Origin of the sequence: Sphingomonas sp. CL5.1 (genome assembly GCF_013344685.1) — a bacterium.
Classification (GTDB): Bacteria; Pseudomonadota; Alphaproteobacteria; order Sphingomonadales; family Sphingomonadaceae; genus Sphingomonas.
The window spans coordinates 3,085,515-3,102,409 of the sequence record NZ_CP050137.1 but is presented as its reverse complement, the minus strand read 5'-3'; the positions used below and the strand labels follow the sequence as shown (position 1 = coordinate 3,102,409).

Below are 16,895 nucleotides of genomic sequence, written 5' to 3'. Positions count from 1 at the left end.
GGGAGATCACCGAATGCAGTTTCTGAAAATCCTGTTCTGGTGCCTGATCGCCTTCATCGCGGCGGTGTTCACCTTCGGCAACTGGAAGTGGGTGACGATCCAGTTGTTCGGCAACCTCGTCGCGGAGGTGAACCTGCCGTTCCTCCTGCTCGTCACCTTCCTCGTCGGTTTCGTGCCGACCCTGATCTATCAGCGGGCGATGCGCTGGCGCCTCAGGCAGCGGCTGAACAACGCCGAGCGCGCGCTGGCCGATCTGCGCGCCGCGCCGCCGGTCGTCGCGCCGGCGACCGAGGCCCACGTCCCCGCAGCCGGAGTAGCCTCGTCGTGAGCAACCGCATCTTCGTCGCCCTCGACACGCCCGACATCGACCGCGCCAGGGCGGTGGCGGAGCGCGTGCGCCACCATGTCGGCGGGATCAAGCTGGGGCTGGAGTTCTTCGCCGCCAACGGGCGCAGCGGGGTGCGCGAGATGGCGGACCTCGGCCTCCCCATCTTCCTCGACCTAAAGCTGCACGACATCCCGAACACCGTCGCCAAGGCGGTGCAGGCGCTGCGCGGGCTGGAGCCGGCGATCCTGACGGTCCATGCCTCGGGCGGTCAGGCGATGCTGGAGGATGCCAAGGCCGCCGCGCCGGCGGGGACGAAGGTGGTGGCGGTGACGATGCTCACCAGCCTCGACCAGCGCGACCTCGACGCGACCGGCATCAGCGGCTCGCCACACGATCAGGTGCTGCGACTGACCGAGTTGGCTATGCGCGCGGGCGTCGACGGCATCGTCTGCTCCGGCGAGGAGGTGAAGGCGGCGCACAAGCTCTGGCCGAAGGGCTTCTTCGTCGTCCCCGGCGTGCGCCCCGCCGACGGCGTGGTCGCGGACCAGAAGCGCGTGGTGACGCCGCGCGCGGCGCTGGACAACGGCGCGTCGATCCTCGTCGTCGGCCGGCCGATCACGCAGGCCGAAGACCCGGACGCGGCGGCGCGCGCGATCGGGGCCACGTTGTAATCAAACCCCTGCCGTCCGGGCGAACGGACTAAAGGCAAGATCATGCTTATCACCGCCAAGATCTGCGGCCTCACCACGCGCGAGACGCTCGACGCCGCCGTCGCGGGCGGGGCGAGCCATGTCGGCTTCGTGTTCTTCCCGCCCTCCCCCCGCAACCTCGACGCCGATCGCGCGCGGGCGCTGGCGGGGCGTGTGCCGGGCCACGTCCGCCGCGTGGGCGTGTTCGTGGACCCCGAAGACGCGCTGATCGACACGGCGGTCACCGCCGGCCGGCTCGATGCGCTGCAACTCCACAAGACCGCGCCCATGCGCGTCGCCGAGCTTGCCCGCCGCACCGGGCTGGAAAGCTGGGCCGCCGTCGCGGTGAAGACGCGCGCCGACCTCGATCGCGCGCGCGATTTCACCGGGGCGGCGCACCGCATCCTCTATGACGCCAGGACGCCGGACGGCGCCTCGCTTCCCGGTGGCATGGGTTTGCGCTTCGACTGGTCGCTGCTCGACGGCTTCCGCCACCCGCTGCCCTGGGCGCTCTCCGGCGGGCTGGACGCGAGCAATGTGGCGGAGGCGATCGGCCGCACCGGCGCGACATTGGTCGACGTATCCTCCGGTGTGGAATCCGCGCCGGGCGTGAAGGACGTGGACAAGATCGCCGCTTTCCTTAAGGCGGTGTCGCGATGACCACCCCCAATTCCTTCCGCGCGCAGCCCGACGAACGCGGGCATTTCGGCGCGTTCGGCGGCCGCTATGTCGCCGAGACGCTGATGCCGCTGATCCTCGATCTCGAACGCGAATATCGCGCGGCCAAGGCCGATTCCGCCTTCCAGGCCGAGTTCGACGACCTGCTCGAACATTATGTCGGCCGCCCCAGCCCGCTCTATTTCGCGCCCCGGCTCACCGAGGAACTCGGCGGCGCGCAGATCTGGTTCAAGCGCGAGGAGCTGAACCACACCGGCGCGCACAAGATCAACAATTGCATCGGCCAGATCCTGCTCGCGATCCGCATGGGCAAGACGCGGATCATCGCGGAAACCGGCGCGGGCCAGCACGGCGTCGCCACCGCCACCGTCTGCGCGCGCTTCGGCATCCCCTGCGTGATCTACATGGGCGCGAAGGATGTCGAGCGGCAGAAGCCCAATGTGTTCCGCATGAAATTGCTCGGCGCTCAGGTAGTGCCCGTCACCTCCGGCGCGATGACGCTGAAGGATGCGATGAACGAGGCGATGCGCGACTGGGTCGCCAACGTTCACGACACTTTCTACATCATCGGCACCGCCGCCGGCCCGCATCCCTATCCGGAGCTGGTGCGCGATTTCCAGAGCGTGATCGGCAAGGAGGCGCGCGCGCAGATGCTCGCCCGCACCGGCCGCCTGCCCGACCTGCTGATCGCGGCGGTGGGCGGCGGATCGAACGCGATCGGGCTGTTCCACCCCTTCCTCGACGATGCCGGCGTGGCGATGATCGGCGTGGAGGCGGCGGGCCACGGCATCGAGACGGGACAGCACGCCGCCAGCCTCACCGGCGGCGCGCCGGGCATCCTCCACGGCAACAAGACCTATCTGCTGCAGGACGAGGACGGCCAGATCACCGAGGCGCATTCGATCAGCGCCGGCCTCGACTATCCCGGCATCGGCCCGGAGCATAGCTGGCTGCACGAGATCGGCCGCGTCCGCTACCTGCCGATCACCGACAGGGAAGCACTGGAGGCGTTCCAGCTCTGCTGCCGACTGGAAGGGATCATCCCCGCACTGGAAAGCGCCCATGCGCTCGCCGCGCTGCCCAAGGTGGTGAAGGATTACGGCAAGGACGCGATGATCCTCGTCAACGTCTCCGGCCGGGGGGACAAGGACATCTTCACCGTCGCCGAAGCGCTGGGGGTGGAGATATGAGCCGCCTCACCAACGCCTTCCCGGCCGACCGCGCCGCTCTGGTGTGCTTCGTCACCGCGGGCGATCCGACTCCGGCCGCGACGGGCGCGATCCTCGACGCCCTGGTCGACGGCGGCGCGGACGTGATCGAACTGGGGATGCCCTTCACCGATCCGATGGCGGACGGCCCGGCGATCCAGGCGGCCAACCTGCGCAGCCTCGCGGCGGGCACCACCACGGCGGATATCCTGAACATCGCCCGCGATTTCCGCGCGCGGCATCCCGACGTGCCGCTGGTGCTGATGGGCTATGCCAACCCGATGCTGCGGCGTGGCGCGGAATGGTTCGCGCAGGCGGCACGCGACGCCGGCGTGGACGGCGTGATCTGCGTCGACGTGCCGCCGGAGGAGGATGACGCAATCGGCCCGGCACTGCGCGCGGCGGGCATCGACCTCGTCCGCCTCGCCACGCCGACCAGCGACGCCGCACGGCTCCCGGCGGTGCTCGATGGCGCGGGCGGGTTCCTCTATTACGTCTCGGTCGCGGGGATCACCGGGCTGCAACAGGCGGCGCAGGCTTCGATCGAGGAAGCGGTGGCGCGGCTCAAGGCGGCGACCGCCCTCCCCGTCGCGGTCGGCTTCGGCGTCCGCACCCCCGAGCAGGCCGGCGCGATCGCCCGCGTCGCGGACGGCGTGGTGGTCGGCTCGGCGATCGTCGATCTCGTCGGCAGGCACGGCAAGGATGCGCCCGCCGCCGTCACCGCCTATATACGCACCCTGAGCGACGCGATCCGCGCCGCCCGCAAGGAACCGAAATGAGCTGGCTTTCGAGCGTCCGCAACGCGCTGTCCTCCGTCATTCCGAAGAAGGACACCCCGGACACCCTCTGGCACAAGTGCAAGGGGTGCGGGCAGATGGTGTTCACGAAAGAGCTGGAGGAGAATCTCAGCGTCTGCCCGAAATGCGGTCACCATGAGCGGATCGGGCCGAAGCAGCGTTTCGCGCAACTGCTGGACGAGGGAAGCTGCGTCGAGCTGCCCGCCCCGCGCACCCCGGAAGACCCGCTCAGGTTCCGCGATTCGAAGCGTTATACCGAGCGCCTGAAGGCCGCCCGCGCGCAGACCGGCGAGAGCGATGCCTTCATCAACGCGCGCGGCGCGATCGAGGGCCATCGCGTCGTGATCGGCGTGCAGGATTTCGCCTTCATGGGCGGATCGATGGGCCAGGCGGTCGGCGAGGCGTTCATCCAGGGCGTCGAGGCGGCGATCGCGGACAAGGCGCCCTATATCGTCTTCACCGCCTCGGGCGGCGCGCGGATGCAGGAGGGCATCCTCAGCCTGATGCAGATGCCGCGCGCCACCGTCGCGATCCAGATGCTCCACGATGCGGGCCTGCCCTATATCGTCGTGCTGACCGATCCCACCTCCGGCGGCGTGATGGCGGCCTATGCCATGCTGGGCGACATCCACATCGCCGAGCCGAAGGCGACGCTCGCCTTCACCGGGCGGCGCGTGATCGAGAGCACGATCCGCGAGAAGCTGCCCGACGATTTCCAGACATCGGAATATCTGCTCGAGCACGGGATGCTCGACATGATCGTCCACCGCAAGGACCTGCGCGCGCAACTGGCGACGGTGATCGCCTATCTCTGCCACCAGCGCGCCGCCGCCTGAGACAGCCGACATGGCGGATCACGCGATATCCGCCGATCCGGCGGTGCAGGCGCAGCTCGACCGCTTGTGGTCGCTCTCGCCCGGCGCGGACGTGCTGGGGCTGGGGCGGATCACGCGGCTGCTGGAGCGCGTCGGCAACCCGCACCTGCGCCTGCCGCCGGTGTTCCACGTCGCGGGCACCAACGGCAAGGGCTCGACCTGCGCCTTCCTGCGCGCGGCGCTGGAGGCGGCGGGCCTCCGCGTCCACGCTTACACCAGCCCGCATCTCATGCGCTTCAACGAGCGTATCCGCGTCGCGGGCAAGCTGATCGAGGATGCCGCGCTCGCCCCGCTGCTGGCGGAGGTGCTCGATGCCGGCGGCGGGATCTGCGCGAGCTTCTTCGAGGTGACGACGGCGGCCGCCTTCCTCGCCTTCACCCGGACGCCGGCCGACGCCTGCGTGATCGAGGTGGGACTCGGCGGGCGGCTCGACGCCACCAATGTCATTCCCGAACCTGCGGTGTGCGGCATCGCCGCACTCGGCATCGATCACGAGGCGTTTCTGCTCGCGGAGGAAGTCGGCACGCCGAGCGAACCGCTCGACCGCATCGGCTTCGAGAAGGCCGGCATCGCCAAGCCTGGCGTCCCGCTTGTCACGCAGCATTATCCGGCTTCGGTCGCCGCGAGCATCGCCGCGGTGGCGAGCGAGCGCGGCGCGCCGCTCATCGCGCGCGGCGTGGAATGGGAGATCGCGACGGAAGGCGACTCGCTGCGCTACCGCGACGCCGCCGGTGAACTCGTCCTTCCCCGGCCGGCGCTCACCGGCCCCCATCAGGCCGCCAATGCCGGGCTGGCCGTCGCCATGCTGCGGCATCAGCAGGCGGTGAGCGTCGATCCGGCCGCGCTGGCGGCGGGCATCCGCGCGGCGACGTGGCCAGCGCGGATGCAACGGCTCGGCGACGGTCCGCTCATTCGCCGCCTGCGCCCGGAACAGCGCCGGTTCGGCGTGTGGCTCGATGGCGCGCACAACGAATCCGCCGCCGCCGCGATCGCCGGTGCGTGGGGCGAAGGCGCGCCCACGGCGATCGTCATCGGGATGCTCGCCAACAAGGACGCGGAGGGCGTGCTGCGGCTCCTGATCGGCGGACGCGCGGATTGCGAGGTCATCGCGGTGCCGGTGCCGCATCACGCTTGCCACCCGCCCGCCGCGCTCGCGGCACTGGCGCGGCGATATGGCGCGTCGACCGCAACGACGGCGGGCGACGTCACGGCGGCTTTCGACCAGCTCGCCCGCTCCGGCGCCGGCGAATCGGCGCTGGTCGCCGGCTCGCTCTATCTCGCCGGTGAGGTGCTTGCCGCGAACGACGAGCCGCCGAACTGATCCTTCTAATTGCGATTGACTTGCAATAGCTGAACCGCGAAGGTCGCGGACGAGAGGAATCGTCCCTATGACCTTGCCTGCCGCTACCACCGCCGCCACCGCGCTCCCCTATCCGCTGCCGTCATGCCCGAACGCGCGCGTGCTGCTGTTCGCGATCAGGCGGATGGGCGCGCATGGCCTCGCCGACGCGCGCGCGGCGCACGCGATGTTCACCCTGTTTCGCGAAGGGTTCCGCCGGCCGCTCACCCTGCTGCGCGCGCTGATGGCCGATCTCGCCGGCAATGCCGCGCTGCCGATCGCCATCGCGCCATGCTGCTGCGCGCGGATGACGGTGGCCGAATCGGCGCTGCTGACCACTATCGCGCGCGTCGAGACCGCGCCCGAAACCGCCGCATTGCTGCTCGGCGACCTGCTCGGCATCCGCCGGCCCGACGGAGTGCTGGCGAGCATCGCCGCCGTTTCCGCCGCCTTCGCCGACGAGGGGCGGCCGATCTTCCGCTAGGCCGCGTCGGGTTCGGACAAGCCGGCCCGCGCGAACAGCCGGAAACCGCTCGGCAGGCGGCGCGGCGCCGCGCCCTCCAGCGTCGCCTCGATCGCGCGGATCGCCGCCAGCAGGTCGCGCTGGGCGAACGGCTTGACGAGGCAGCCGACGGCGAGCGCCGATGCCTCGCTCGGGCAATTGGCGGTGACGAACAGCACCGGGATGCCGCGCCCGGCCGCCGCGCGCGCCACGTCCACGCCGCTGCCGTCGGCTAGTTCCACGTCGACCAGCACGAGATCGATCGCCTGCCCGTCAGCGATGATCGACACCGCCCGCGCGACGCGATCGACGGTGGCGACCACCTGATAATGTTCCGCGATCAACAAATGCTCTGCATCGAACGCAACGAGCGGCTCGTCCTCGACCAGCAGGAGGCGTGTGATCCGCCGCTTTTTCCGCTCGAACAACATCGTGTGAATCATGCCGCCTGCCAAACCCCAACGCCTTAACGCCGCGACTGCACTTTCGACGCAAATTTTTTCGCGCATGCAACGCAAGCAATGTATCAGCCGCGTCATGCCGAGCCGCCCGTCAGACCAGCGCCCCATGCAGCGCATCGCCAAGCTCCTCGCCCGCGCCGGAGTCGCCTCGCGCCGTGAGATCGAGCGGATGATCGAGGAGGGCCGCGTCGCGAAGGACGGCGCGACGATCGAGACGCCCGCGACCTTGCTCGCCTCGCTCCACGGCGTGACGGTCGATGGCCAGCCGGTCGCGGCGGCGGTGCCCGCGCGGCTGTTCCTGTTCCACAAGCCGGCCGGCGTGCTCACCACGGAGCGCGATCCGCGTGGGCGGCCGACGATCTACGACCGGCTGCCGAAGGACCTGCCGCGCCTCATGCCGGTCGGGCGGCTCGATTATAATACCGAGGGCCTGCTGCTGATGACCAACGACGGCGAGCTGAAGCGGCAACTGGAATTGCCCTCGACCGGCGTGGAACGCACCTATCGCGCGCGCGCCTTCGGCCAGGTGTCGCAGTCGCAGCTCGAATCGTTGATCGAGGGCGTGGAGATCGACGGCGTCCGCTACGGTTCGATCGACGCGAATATCGAGCGGCGCACCGGCGCGAACCTGTGGATCGAGATGATCCTGACCGAGGGCAAGAACCGCGAGGTGCGCCGCGTGCTCGAACATCTCGGGCTGGAGGTGAACCGGCTGATCCGCATCCGCTACGGCCCGTTCGTGCTCGGCGACCTGCCGCCCGGTGGAATCGGCGAGGTGCGGCAGCACGATCTGGTCGCCTTCCGCCAGTCGCTCGACCGCAAGGGGCCGACGCCGGAGCCGATCGCGGTCTCCAGCGACGCGCCGCCGGCACGACGCGCGCCGCGCCGCGCGCAGACCGCGCCACGCAAGCCGGCCGAAACGCGCGCCGAGACATCGCCGCCACCGGCGGCGGAGCGCACCGCCCGCCCGGCGCGTCCGCCGCGCCGCAAGGCCGGCTGGGCGAAACCCAAGCCGCGCTCCGGCCCGGCGAGGCCGCGCAAATGAGGATCATCGCCGGCCAATGGCGCGGCCGCCCGCTCGTCGCGCCCAAGGGGGATACCACCCGTCCCACCGCCGACCGCACGCGCGAGGCCTTGTTCTCGATGCTCGCCAGCCGCGTCGGCAGCTTCGAGGGGCTGGCCGTGGCGGATCTGTTCGCCGGCTCCGGCGCGCTCGGGCTGGAGGCGCTGTCGCGCGGCGCCGGGCATTGCCTGTTCGTCGAGCAGGACAAGGCCGCGCTCGACGCGCTGCGCGCGAATATCGCCAAACTCGGCGCAACCGGCGCGGAGGTCCGCGCCACCTCCGTCCTGTCGCTGGCGCAGACGCAGCAACCGTTTGACCTGATCCTGATGGATCCGCCCTATGGCACCGGCGCGGGCAATGTCGCGCTCGATCGGCTGGCACGGCTCGGCTGGGTCGGCGCGGGGACGTGGATCAGCATCGAGACCGCGCATAACGAACCGGTCGACGTCGCCGGATTCACCATCGAGGCGGACCGCAAGCACGGCCGCGCTCGGCTCACGCTGCTGCGGCCCAGCTAAGGCCCCTCGACCACCATCGGCGCGACGCCGCGTCGCGGGCGCAGCGCGACCAGCGCGATCAGGCTCAGCAGCGCCGCCACCGCCAGATATAGGCCGACCGCCGCGACCCCGCCGCCGCGCTGCGACAGCCATTGCGCGGCCACCGGGGTCAGCCCGCCGCCGATGATCCCGGCCATGTTGAAAGCGAGGCTCACGCCCGTGTAGCGCACGCGCGCCGGAAACAACCCCGGCAGCCACGCCCCGAGCGGGCCATAGACGAACCCCATTACCAGCAGCGCGAAGGCCAGCGCGGCGAAGATCGTCGCCAGCGAGCCGGAGCCAAGCCCCGGCACCAGCAGGAAGCCGGCGAGGATCGCGCCGATGCACCCCCAGGTCAGCACGTTCGCCGGCGAGCTGCGATCCGCCCAGATGCCCGAAAGCACGATGCCCACCGCCATGAACAGGATCGCGCCGAGCTGGAGCGCGAGGAAGGTCTGCCGGTCGATTCCCAGCGTCGTGGTGGCATAGCCGAGCGCGAAGGCGGTCGCGATATAATAGACCGCGAAACAGGCGATCGCGCCGAACGTGCCGCCCAGCGCGGCGCGCCAGTGATCGCGCAGCAGCTCGCCCATCGGCACGGCGGGCGGCGGCCCTTCCTCCAGCATCCTCGCGAAGGCCGGCGTCTCGGCGATGCGCAGCCGCACCCACAGCCCCAGCCCGACCAGCACGACGGAGAGCAGGAACGGCACCCGCCAGCCCCACGCCATGAACTCGGCCGGCGTCATCATCAGGCCGAGCACGAGGAACAGCCCGTTCGCGGCGATGAAGCCGATCGGCGCGCCGAGCTGCGGCACCATGCCGTAGCGGCCGCGCCATCCCGGCGGGGCGTTCTCCACCGCGAGCAGCGCCGCCCCGCCCCATTCGCCGCCAAGGCCGAAGCCCTGGCCGAAGCGCAGCACGCACAGCAGCAGCGGCGCCCACCAGCCGATCGTCGCGTAAACGGGCAGGAAGGCGATCGCGAGCGTCGATCCGCCCATCAGCATCAGCGAGGCGACCAGCGTCGATTTCCGCCCGATCCGGTCGCCATAATGGCCGAACACCCACGCCCCCACCGGCCGCGCGATGAACGCCACCGCGAGGCTGGCATAGGAGGAGAGCAATTGCACCGAGGCGCTCTCCGCGGGGAAGAACAGCGGGCCGAACACCAGCGCGGCGGCGGTCGCATAGATATAGAAATCATAGAATTCGACCGTCGTGCCGACGAGGCTGGCGATCAGGATGCGGCGGGTCGAGGCGGCCGATGTCATGCGCCTTCCATCCCCGCAGATCGCCGATGCGTCAACATTTCGTGGCGGAAACACGATCGTTCTCCGCGGACACATTCCCGCAACATCGCGGGCCTAGCCCGTAATGCGTCGGTGACGTCCCCTCGCGCCGACGATGGCCGGGTCTCCCTTTTCCCGGTCGTTCCCTGAACTACGGGGCGGCCCTCCCCCTGTCTGGCCGCCCCGGATTTTCCCTTCCATTGCCCGCCGCCCGCTCCCGGACTAAGGCGCCGCGCCATGAAGACCGTCGCCCTGATCGTCGCCGCCGGCAAGGGAGAGCGCACCGGCGCGGCCCTGCCCAAGCAATATGCCGCGATCGGCGGCCGCGCGATGCTGGCGTGGAGCCACGCGGCGCTCAGCCGCCATCCGATGATCGACACGGTGCTGGTCGCGATCGGCGCGGGGCAGGAAGCGCTGATCGCCGAGGCGCTGCCCGACGCGGCATACATCACCGGCGGGGCGACACGCCGCGAGTCGGTCGCGGCGGGGCTGGCCGCGCTGGCGGGCGCCGACCGCATCCTGGTGCACGACGCCGCGCGCCCGTTCCTCCCCGCCGCCGTGATCGACCGGCTGCTCGCCGCGCTCGATTCGCACGAAGGCGCGGTGCCGGTGCTGCCGGTGGCCGACACGCTGGTGCGCGACGATGGCGAGACGGTGCCGCGCGAATCGCTCCATCGCGTGCAGACGCCGCAGGCTTTCCGCTACGCATCGCTGGCCGAGGCGCATCGCCGCTGGACCGGCGGCGACGCCACAGACGACGCGCAGATGGTCCGCGCGCTTGGCGGATCGGTCGCGCTGGTGCAGGGCGATGCGATGCTGGAAAAGATCACCTGGCCGGGCGACATCGCCGCCGCCGAGGCGCGGCTGGGCATGGAAACCCGCTCGGCGCTGGGCTCCGACGTCCACCGCCTCGCCGACGGGGAGCGATTGTGGCTGGGCGGCGTGCTCATCCCGCACCATCAGGGCCTGTCGGGGCACAGCGACGCGGACGTGGCGCTCCACGCCATCACCGATGCGCTGCTCGGCACGATCGCGGCGGGCGATATCGGGATGCACTTTCCGCCGAGCGACCCGCAATGGCGCGGGGCCGAATCGGGGCAATTCCTGCGCCACGCCCTCTCGCTGCTCCGGGCGCGCGGCGGCCGCGTCACCTTCGTCGACCTCACCCTGATCTGCGAGGCGCCGAAGATCGGCCCGCATCGCGAGGCGATCCGCGCGCGGATCGCGGAACTTCTGGAGGTTTCAGCCGATCGGATCAGCGTGAAGGCCACCACCACCGAGCGCCTCGGCTTCACCGGCCGCGGCGAGGGCATCGCCGCGCAGGCCGTCGTCACCGCGATGCTGCCGGGAAGCGCGCTGTGAGACGCCTCGCCGCGCTGCTGGCGCTCGTCGCCATGCCCGCCGCCGCCAGCGCGCAGGCCCCGTGCCTCACCGCCTCCGACGCCGAGGCGATCGCCCTGGTCGCCATGCCGGACATCATCCGCGAGACGGGGCGCGTCTGCACCGCCCTGCCGCCCGCCAGCCTCGTGCGGCGGCCGAACAGCGCCTTCCTCGCCCGCTACGAGGCCGCCGCCGACTCGGCATGGCCCGCCGCCCGCGCCGCGATCGTCAAGCTGAGCGATCCGGCGGTCGATATGCTGCTCCAGTCCGATTACGCGCGGCCCCTGCTCACCTCGATCTTCGCGCCGCAGATCGTCGGCCATGTCCAGCCCGGCGACTGCCCGACGATCGACCGGCTGGTGACGCTGCTGGAGCCGCTGCCCGCGCGCAACACGGCGGGGATCATCGTCGCCACGCTGCAATATCTGAAAGCCAGGAAGGTACGCGGGAAGCAGGTTGCCGCCGTTCCCGATCTTCCGGTATGTCCCACGGTGTCCCAATGACCGATAGTGTCCTCCCCCCCGAACTCATCGCCGCCGCCGCGCGCGTGGTGGAAGCGAATCGCGCCGCCGGGCGCCGCATCGCCATCGCGGAAAGCTGCACCGGCGGGCTGGTCGCGGCCGCGCTCACCGAGATCCCCGGCTCGTCGGACGTGCTGGAGGCGAGCCTCGTCACGTATTCCAACGACGCCAAGCTCGGGCTGCTCAACGTCAGCAACGACGTGATCGAGACGTTCGGCGCGGTTTCGATCGCGGTCGCATGGAGCATGGCGCAGGGGGCGCTGGAGGCGACCCATGCCGATGTCGCGGTGGCGATCACCGGCGTCGCCGGGCCGGGCGGCGGATCGGAGAAGAAGCCGGTCGGCACCGTCGTCTTCGCCCGCGCCGAACGCGGCGGCGATCCTTCGGACGTGGTGGCCGACAAGCACCAGTTCGGCGATCTCGGCCGTGGCCGCATCCGCCTTCAGGCGGCGCTGTGCGCGCTCGACCTGCTGATGCCGCCGTCGCCTTCCCCGGAAGCGCCCCCGACGCCGTAGAGCGCAGCCGCCCGATCCTCGAACGCGCCGATCATCCTGCGCAGCGCGGCGGCGAACACCTGTCCCGCCATCGCCTCGAACACGCGGTTGCGGAAGGCGAAATCGACCGAGAAATCGACGAAACAGCCATCGCCATCGGCGCGGAAGCCCCAGTCGTTGTGCAGGAACTTCAGCGGCCCGTCGACATAATCGACATGCACCGCCGCCGGCCGTTCCTTCACCACGCGCGAGGTGAAGGTCTCGCGCAGCCCCTTGAAGCCGACGATCATGTCCGCGATCGTCTCCGTCGGCGTGTCGCTGCGCACGCGCATCGCCACCACCCACGGCAGGAACTCGGCATAACGCCCCACGTCCGCGACCAGATCGAACATCTGCTCCCGCGTATAGGGCAGGCGGCGGGTTTCCTTATGCCTTGGCAAGTTGCGCCTCGCGCGCCGCCCTCATCTTCGCGAAATCGTCGCCCGCGTGATAGCTCGACCGGGTCAGCGGCGAGCTGGCGACCAGCAGGAAGCCCTTGGCCCGCGCGATCGCGGCATAAGCGTCGAACGCCTTGGGCGTGACGAAATCGGCGACCTTGGCATGGCGCGGCGTCGGCTGGAGATATTGCCCCATCGTCAGGAAATCGATGTCGGCGGAGCGCATGTCGTCCATCACCTGATGCACCTCCAGCCGCTCCTCGCCCAGCCCGAGCATCACGCCGGACTTGGTGAAGATCGACGGATCGTGCCGCTTCACGCTCTCCAGCAGGCGCAGCGACGCGTAGTAACGCGCGCCGGGGCGGATCGTCGGATAGAGCCGTGGGACGGTCTCGAGGTTGTGGTTATAGACGTCCGGCCGCGCGGCGACGATCGACTCGACCGCTCCTTGCGCCTTGTTGCGGAAATCGGGGGTGAGGATCTCGATCGTCGTGTTCGGCGTGTTGCGGCGCAGCGCCTCGATCACCTTCACGAACTGCGACGCGCCGCCGTCCGGCAAGTCGTCGCGATCGACCGAGGTGATGACGATATGCTCCAGCCCCAGCTCGGCCGCCGCCACCGCGACATGCTCCGGCTCCAGTGGGTCGATCGCGCGCGGCATCCCCGTCTTGACGTTGCAGAAGGCGCAGGCGCGGGTGCAGGTGTCGCCCAGGATCATCACCGTCGCGTGCTTCTTCGTCCAGCACTCGCCGATGTTCGGGCAGGCCGCCTCCTCGCACACGGTGGCGAGGTTCAGCCGGCGCATCAGCTGCTTCGTCTCGGCGAAGCCGGTCGAGGTCGGCGCCTTGACGCGAATCCAGTCAGGCTTGCGCTGGCGCGGCGCGGCGACGGGGGACATTTCGTTCATGTGGGGGCAAATAGCGACTGCCCTCGCGCGAAACAACGCGCTAAGAGCCGCGCCATGACCGACTTCACCGATCTCGTCGCCGGCTACCGGCGTTTTCGTGAACATGGTTGGGTCGAGCAGCATGATCGATGGGCGGAGCTGTCCGAGGGGCAAAGCCCCAAGGTGATGGTGATCGCCTGTTCCGACAGCCGCACCGATCCCGCCACCGTGTTCGATGTGTCGCCGGGCGAGATATTCGTCGTGCGCAACGTCTCGAACCTCGTGCCGCCGCTGGAGATCGACGAGGCGCGCCACGGCGTTTCCGCCGCGCTGGAATTCGCCGTGACGCAGCTCAAGGTCCAGGACATCGTCGTGATGGGTCACGGCATGTGCGGCGGCGTCAATGCCTCGCTCACCCGCCGTTTCCACCATGCGCGGCCGGGCGAAGGCGGGTTCATCGCGCGCTGGATCGACATGCTCGACGAGGCGCGCGACCGCATCGTCGCCGAATATGGCGAGGGCGAGGAAGCCGCGCACCAGCTCGAACTGGAAACAGTGCGCGTCAGCCTCAGCAACTTGCGCACCTTCCCCTGCGTGCGCGAGGCGGAGGCTGAGGGCCGGCTCACCCTGCGCGGCGCGTGGTTCTCGATCCGTGGCGGCGTGCTGTGGGTGATGGGCGAGGACGGAGAGTTCGCGCCGGCGGCGTGATACGCGCCCGTCGAAGGGCGACCTATCCGTCCAGCGCCTCGTGCGCCACCCGCGCCAGTTCGGGATCGAGCACCGGCGGGTCCATCGGCACATTGGCGGAAAGCACGTCCGCCACCACGGTCAGCGCCGCGATTCGCGCCGCTTTCTTGTCGTTGCCGTCGATAACGTGCCACGGCGCGACCCCGGTATCGGTGCGCTCGAACATCTCGTGCATCGCCTCCAGATAGGCGGCGCGCTTCGCCCGGTTGCGATAATCCTCCAGCCCCGTCTTCCAGCGCTTCCACGGATCGTCGAGGCGCTCGCGCAGGCGCTTGTCCTGCTCCTTCTGGCCGACGTGGATGAACAGCTTCACCAGCGTCGTGCCCGAATCGATCAGCCGCGTCTCGAAATCGTTGATCTGGCCGTAAGCGCGCTTCCACTCCGCGCGAGTCGCGAAACCCTCGACGCGCTCGACCAGCACGCGGCCGTACCAGCTGCGGTCGAACACCGTGATGTCGCCCGGCTCCGGAAGGTGCTTGCGGAAGCGCCAGAGGAACGGATGGGCCTTTTCCTCCGGCGTGGGCGCGGAGATCGGGTAGACCTCGAAATGCCGCGGGTCCCATGTATCCACAAGGCGTTGGATGATCCCGCCCTTCCCGGCGGCATCCCAGCCCTCCAGCATCACCACCGCCGGCCGCTCATGCACAATATGCGCGACGAGGATATGGTTCAGCCTCTTCTGAAGCGCTGCCAGATCGCGGCGGTAATGCCCCTTGTAGCGCTTGCCCTTTTCGTAATCGGCGAGATCAATCATGGCGCCAACCTGCCGCGAAAGCGGGCCGGACGCCAGCCATGTTCGATTCGCGGCTCAGCCCGCGTCGGGCGCGACCGCCTTGTCGACGTTCGCCACCTCCGCCGTGGAGCGCAGGTTCAGCTCGCGAAGCTGCTTCGCGGAGACGAAGCTCGGCGCGCCCATCATGAGGTCCTCCGCCTTCTGCGTCATCGGGAAGACGATCACCTCGCGGATGTTCGGCTGGTCGGCGAGCAGCATGACGATGCGGTCGATCCCCGGCGCGGACCCGCCGTGCGGCGGCGCGCCGTACTTGAACGCATTTATCATGCCGGCGAAATTCGTATCGACGTCCGCGCGCGTATAGCCCGCGATCTCGAACGCCTTGTACATGATCTCCGGGCGGTGGTTCCGGATCGCGCCGGACGACAATTCGACGCCGTTGCAGACGATATCGTACTGATAGGCGAGGATATCGAGCGGGTCCTTCGTCTCCAGCGCCTCCAGCTCGCCCTGCGGCATGCTGAACGGATTGTGGCTGAAGTCGATCTTCTTCGCGTCCTCATCATATTCGAACATCGGAAAATCGACGATCCAGCAGAATTCGAAGCGGTTCTGGTCGACCAGGTCGAGCTGCTCGCCGACGCGCGTGCGGGCGAGGCCGGCGAGCTTGGCCGCCTGCGCTTCCTTGCCGGCGGCGAAGAAGATGCCGTCCTCCGGGCCGAGGCCGAGCGCGTCGGCCAGCGCGTTCATCTTGTCCTCGCCGTGGTTCTTGGCGATCGGGCCGCCCCATTCGCCCTGCTTGCGTGTGGCATAGCCGAGGCCCGCGAAGCCCTCCGACTGTGCCCAGGCGTTCATGTCGTCGAAGAATTTGCGCGACTTCTCGGCGGTTTTCGGCGCGGGGATCGCGCGCACCACGTCGCCCGCCTCCACGATCGAGGCGAAGCGGCCGAAGCCGGAGCCGGCGAAATGCGCCGATACGTCCGAAATCAGGATCGGGTTGCGCAGGTCCGGCTTGTCGTTGCCGTATTTCAGCATCGATTCGCGGTACGGGATGCGGCGGAACGGCAGCGGCGACACGCTGCGGCCCTTGCCCTGCCAGTCGGCGAACTCCTCGAACACGCCATGCAGCACCGGCTCGATCGCGGCGAACACGTCCTCTTGCGTGACGTAGCTCATCTCGAAATCGAGCTGGTAGAATTCGCCTGGGCTACGATCCGCGCGCGCATCCTCGTCGCGAAAGCACGGCGCGATCTGGAAATAACGGTCGAAGCCGGCGACCATCAGCAGCTGCTTGAACATCTGCGGCGCCTGCGGCAGCGCGTAGAACTTGCCGGGGTGGACGCGGCTCGGCACCAGATAGTCGCGCGCGCCTTCCGGGCTGGAGGCGGTGAGGATCGGCGTCTGGAACTCGGTGAAGCCCTGGTCGATCATCCGCCGCCGGATCGAGGCGATCACCGACGAGCGCAGCATGATGTTCGCGTGCAGCGTCTCGCGACGCAGGTCGAGGAAGCGATAGCGCAGGCGGATCTCCTCGGGATATTCCGCCTCGCCCGCCACCGGCATCGGCAGCTCCTGCGCCATCGACTGGACGGTCACGCCGGTCGCGAACACCTCGATCTCGCCGGTCGCGAGGTTCGGGTTGATCGTGGCGTCGGAACGCTTCTTCACATTGCCGTCGATCGTCACCACCGATTCGGCGCGCAGCGATTCCAGCACCGGCAGCGCGGGCGAATCGCTGTCCGCGACGATCTGCGTGATGCCGTAATGATCGCGCAGATCGACGAACAGCACGCCGCCATGATCGCGCTTGCGGTGGACCCAGCCGGAAAGGCGGACGGCCTCCCCGACGTTCGCGGCGGCAAGCTGGGCGCAGGTGTGGGAACGATAAGCGTGCATCTGTGTCATAGCGCGGCGCCCTCCCCTTCCATCCCCTCT

Annotated in this window: 19 protein-coding genes and 1 pseudogene; 14 read left to right on the top strand and 6 right to left on the bottom strand. The window is 69.4% G+C overall.

Going from position 1 to position 16,895, the window contains the following annotated elements; genetic code table 11:
* Positions 1-13: 13 nt before the first annotated feature.
* From F9288_RS14940 to F9288_RS14905, 8 genes are all read left to right on the top strand, one after another.
* The gene (locus F9288_RS14940; protein WP_174837516.1) at positions 14-328 is read left to right on the top strand and encodes a lipopolysaccharide assembly protein LapA domain-containing protein; all 315 of its coding nucleotides are present in this window, start codon (positions 14-16) and stop codon (positions 326-328) included.
* Positions 325-999 carry an orotidine-5'-phosphate decarboxylase gene (gene pyrF / locus F9288_RS14935; RefSeq protein ID WP_174837515.1) on the top strand — a complete coding sequence of 225 codons (675 nt, stop codon included), beginning with the start codon at positions 325-327 and terminating at the stop codon, positions 997-999. The genes F9288_RS14940 and pyrF overlap by 4 nt, the downstream gene beginning before the upstream one ends.
* A gap of 42 nt (positions 1,000-1,041) precedes the next feature.
* A complete protein-coding gene (locus F9288_RS14930) occupies positions 1,042-1,677 on the top strand; it encodes a phosphoribosylanthranilate isomerase (RefSeq protein ID WP_174837514.1) in 636 nt (211 codons plus the stop codon).
* Positions 1,674-2,885: a tryptophan synthase subunit beta gene (gene trpB, locus F9288_RS14925; RefSeq protein ID WP_174837513.1), complete on the top strand. Its 1,212-nt coding sequence runs from the start codon at positions 1,674-1,676 to the stop codon at positions 2,883-2,885. The genes F9288_RS14930 and trpB overlap by 4 nt, the downstream gene beginning before the upstream one ends.
* Entirely contained in the window at positions 2,882-3,682 is an 801-nt protein-coding gene (gene trpA, locus F9288_RS14920) for a tryptophan synthase subunit alpha (RefSeq protein WP_174837512.1), read from the top strand. The genes trpB and trpA overlap by 4 nt, the downstream gene beginning before the upstream one ends.
* Positions 3,679-4,536 carry an acetyl-CoA carboxylase, carboxyltransferase subunit beta gene (gene accD / locus F9288_RS14915; RefSeq protein WP_174837511.1) on the top strand — a complete coding sequence of 286 codons (858 nt, stop codon included), beginning with the start codon at positions 3,679-3,681 and terminating at the stop codon, positions 4,534-4,536. Before trpA ends, accD begins: the two co-directional genes overlap by 4 nt.
* 10 nt (positions 4,537-4,546) lie before the next feature.
* Positions 4,547-5,896, top strand: coding sequence for a folylpolyglutamate synthase/dihydrofolate synthase family protein (locus F9288_RS14910; protein ID WP_174837510.1), 1,350 nt, complete (start codon positions 4,547-4,549; stop codon positions 5,894-5,896).
* Positions 5,897-5,963: 67 nt separating this feature from the next.
* Complete coding sequence (locus F9288_RS14905) at positions 5,964-6,398, top strand: DUF6628 family protein (RefSeq protein ID WP_174837509.1); 435 nt, start codon at positions 5,964-5,966, stop codon at positions 6,396-6,398.
* Here F9288_RS14905 and F9288_RS14900 read toward each other — a convergent pair.
* Positions 6,395-6,847 carry a response regulator gene (locus tag F9288_RS14900; RefSeq protein WP_174839112.1) on the bottom strand — a complete coding sequence of 151 codons (453 nt, stop codon included), beginning with the start codon at positions 6,845-6,847 and terminating at the stop codon, positions 6,395-6,397. The two genes, F9288_RS14905 and F9288_RS14900, sit on opposite strands and share 4 nt — an antisense overlap.
* 139 nt (positions 6,848-6,986) lie before the next feature.
* On the opposite strand from F9288_RS14900, the pseudogene F9288_RS14895 reads away from it, so the two are divergent.
* Together F9288_RS14895 and rsmD are read left to right on the top strand one after the other, a co-directional pair.
* Positions 6,987-7,691 (top strand): annotated as a pseudogene (locus tag F9288_RS14895) (pseudouridine synthase); the annotation flags it as partial.
* A 227-nt stretch (positions 7,692-7,918) separates the two neighbouring features.
* A complete protein-coding gene (gene rsmD / locus F9288_RS14890; protein ID WP_174837508.1) occupies positions 7,919-8,458 on the top strand; it encodes a 16S rRNA (guanine(966)-N(2))-methyltransferase RsmD in 540 nt (179 codons plus the stop codon).
* Here the strand turns inward: rsmD and F9288_RS14885 are convergent.
* On the bottom strand, positions 8,455-9,744 hold the full coding sequence (locus F9288_RS14885; RefSeq protein WP_174837507.1) for an MFS transporter: 1,290 nt from the start codon (positions 9,742-9,744) through the stop codon (positions 8,455-8,457). The two genes, rsmD and F9288_RS14885, sit on opposite strands and share 4 nt — an antisense overlap.
* A 255-nt stretch (positions 9,745-9,999) precedes the next feature.
* Between F9288_RS14885 and F9288_RS14880 the strand changes: the two genes are divergently transcribed.
* From F9288_RS14880 to F9288_RS14870, 3 genes are read left to right on the top strand one after another with little or no spacing between them, the layout of a single operon-like run.
* On the top strand, positions 10,000-11,124 hold the full coding sequence (locus F9288_RS14880) for a bifunctional 2-C-methyl-D-erythritol 4-phosphate cytidylyltransferase/2-C-methyl-D-erythritol 2,4-cyclodiphosphate synthase (RefSeq protein ID WP_174837506.1): 1,125 nt from the start codon (positions 10,000-10,002) through the stop codon (positions 11,122-11,124).
* Positions 11,121-11,645 carry a hypothetical protein gene (locus tag F9288_RS14875; RefSeq protein ID WP_174837505.1) on the top strand — a complete coding sequence of 175 codons (525 nt, stop codon included), beginning with the start codon at positions 11,121-11,123 and terminating at the stop codon, positions 11,643-11,645. The genes F9288_RS14880 and F9288_RS14875 overlap by 4 nt, the downstream gene beginning before the upstream one ends.
* Entirely contained in the window at positions 11,642-12,178 is a 537-nt protein-coding gene (locus F9288_RS14870; RefSeq protein WP_174837504.1) for a CinA family protein, read from the top strand. The genes F9288_RS14875 and F9288_RS14870 overlap by 4 nt, the downstream gene beginning before the upstream one ends.
* Here F9288_RS14870 and F9288_RS14865 read toward each other — a convergent pair.
* Together F9288_RS14865 and lipA are read right to left on the bottom strand one after the other, a co-directional pair.
* Entirely contained in the window at positions 12,106-12,597 is a 492-nt protein-coding gene (locus F9288_RS14865; protein WP_174837503.1) for a type II toxin-antitoxin system RatA family toxin, read from the bottom strand. The two genes, F9288_RS14870 and F9288_RS14865, sit on opposite strands and share 73 nt — an antisense overlap.
* The gene (lipA, locus tag F9288_RS14860) at positions 12,584-13,501 is read right to left on the bottom strand and encodes a lipoyl synthase (RefSeq protein ID WP_174837502.1); all 918 of its coding nucleotides are present in this window, start codon (positions 13,499-13,501) and stop codon (positions 12,584-12,586) included. Before lipA ends, F9288_RS14865 begins: the two co-directional genes overlap by 14 nt.
* Positions 13,502-13,555: 54 nt before the next feature.
* Here lipA and F9288_RS14855 point away from each other — a divergent pair, with 54 nt between their 5' ends.
* The gene (locus F9288_RS14855) at positions 13,556-14,188 is read left to right on the top strand and encodes a carbonic anhydrase (RefSeq protein WP_174837501.1); all 633 of its coding nucleotides are present in this window, start codon (positions 13,556-13,558) and stop codon (positions 14,186-14,188) included.
* 22 nt (positions 14,189-14,210) lie between these two features.
* Here F9288_RS14855 and F9288_RS14850 read toward each other — a convergent pair whose 3' ends face one another.
* Both F9288_RS14850 and aspS read right to left on the bottom strand, forming a co-directional pair.
* Entirely contained in the window at positions 14,211-14,981 is a 771-nt protein-coding gene (locus tag F9288_RS14850; protein WP_174837500.1) for a polyphosphate kinase 2 family protein, read from the bottom strand.
* 54 nt (positions 14,982-15,035) lie between these two features.
* A complete protein-coding gene (gene aspS / locus F9288_RS14845) occupies positions 15,036-16,856 on the bottom strand; it encodes an aspartate--tRNA ligase (protein WP_174839111.1) in 1,821 nt (606 codons plus the stop codon).
* Between the last annotated feature and the right edge of the window lie 39 nt (positions 16,857-16,895).

What these genes read in the sequence shown, in the direction of transcription:
- F9288_RS14905 (WP_174837509.1), top strand. Translation starts at nt 5,964, where the DNA reads ATGACCTTGCCTGCCGCTACCACCGCCGCCACCGCGCTCCCCTATCCG.
- rsmD (WP_174837508.1), top strand. Translation starts at nt 7,919, where the DNA reads ATGAGGATCATCGCCGGCCAATGGCGCGGCCGCCCGCTCGTCGCGCCC.
- F9288_RS14880 (WP_174837506.1), top strand. Translation starts at nt 10,000, where the DNA reads ATGAAGACCGTCGCCCTGATCGTCGCCGCCGGCAAGGGAGAGCGCACC.
- accD (WP_174837511.1), top strand. Translation starts at nt 3,679, where the DNA reads ATGAGCTGGCTTTCGAGCGTCCGCAACGCGCTGTCCTCCGTCATTCCG.
- F9288_RS14910 (WP_174837510.1), top strand. Translation starts at nt 4,547, where the DNA reads ATGGCGGATCACGCGATATCCGCCGATCCGGCGGTGCAGGCGCAGCTC.
- trpB (WP_174837513.1), top strand. Translation starts at nt 1,674, where the DNA reads ATGACCACCCCCAATTCCTTCCGCGCGCAGCCCGACGAACGCGGGCAT.
- F9288_RS14930 (WP_174837514.1), top strand. Translation starts at nt 1,042, where the DNA reads ATGCTTATCACCGCCAAGATCTGCGGCCTCACCACGCGCGAGACGCTC.
- trpA (WP_174837512.1), top strand. Translation starts at nt 2,882, where the DNA reads ATGAGCCGCCTCACCAACGCCTTCCCGGCCGACCGCGCCGCTCTGGTG.
- F9288_RS14870 (WP_174837504.1), top strand. Translation starts at nt 11,642, where the DNA reads ATGACCGATAGTGTCCTCCCCCCCGAACTCATCGCCGCCGCCGCGCGC.
- F9288_RS14850 (WP_174837500.1), bottom strand. Translation starts at nt 14,981, where the DNA reads ATGATTGATCTCGCCGATTACGAAAAGGGCAAGCGCTACAAGGGGCAT.
- F9288_RS14885 (WP_174837507.1), bottom strand. Translation starts at nt 9,744, where the DNA reads ATGACATCGGCCGCCTCGACCCGCCGCATCCTGATCGCCAGCCTCGTC.
- aspS (WP_174839111.1), bottom strand. Translation starts at nt 16,856, where the DNA reads ATGCACGCTTATCGTTCCCACACCTGCGCCCAGCTTGCCGCCGCGAAC.
- lipA (WP_174837502.1), bottom strand. Translation starts at nt 13,501, where the DNA reads ATGAACGAAATGTCCCCCGTCGCCGCGCCGCGCCAGCGCAAGCCTGAC.
- F9288_RS14900 (WP_174839112.1), bottom strand. Translation starts at nt 6,847, where the DNA reads ATGTTGTTCGAGCGGAAAAAGCGGCGGATCACACGCCTCCTGCTGGTC.
- F9288_RS14855 (WP_174837501.1), top strand. Translation starts at nt 13,556, where the DNA reads ATGACCGACTTCACCGATCTCGTCGCCGGCTACCGGCGTTTTCGTGAA.
- F9288_RS14940 (WP_174837516.1), top strand. Translation starts at nt 14, where the DNA reads ATGCAGTTTCTGAAAATCCTGTTCTGGTGCCTGATCGCCTTCATCGCG.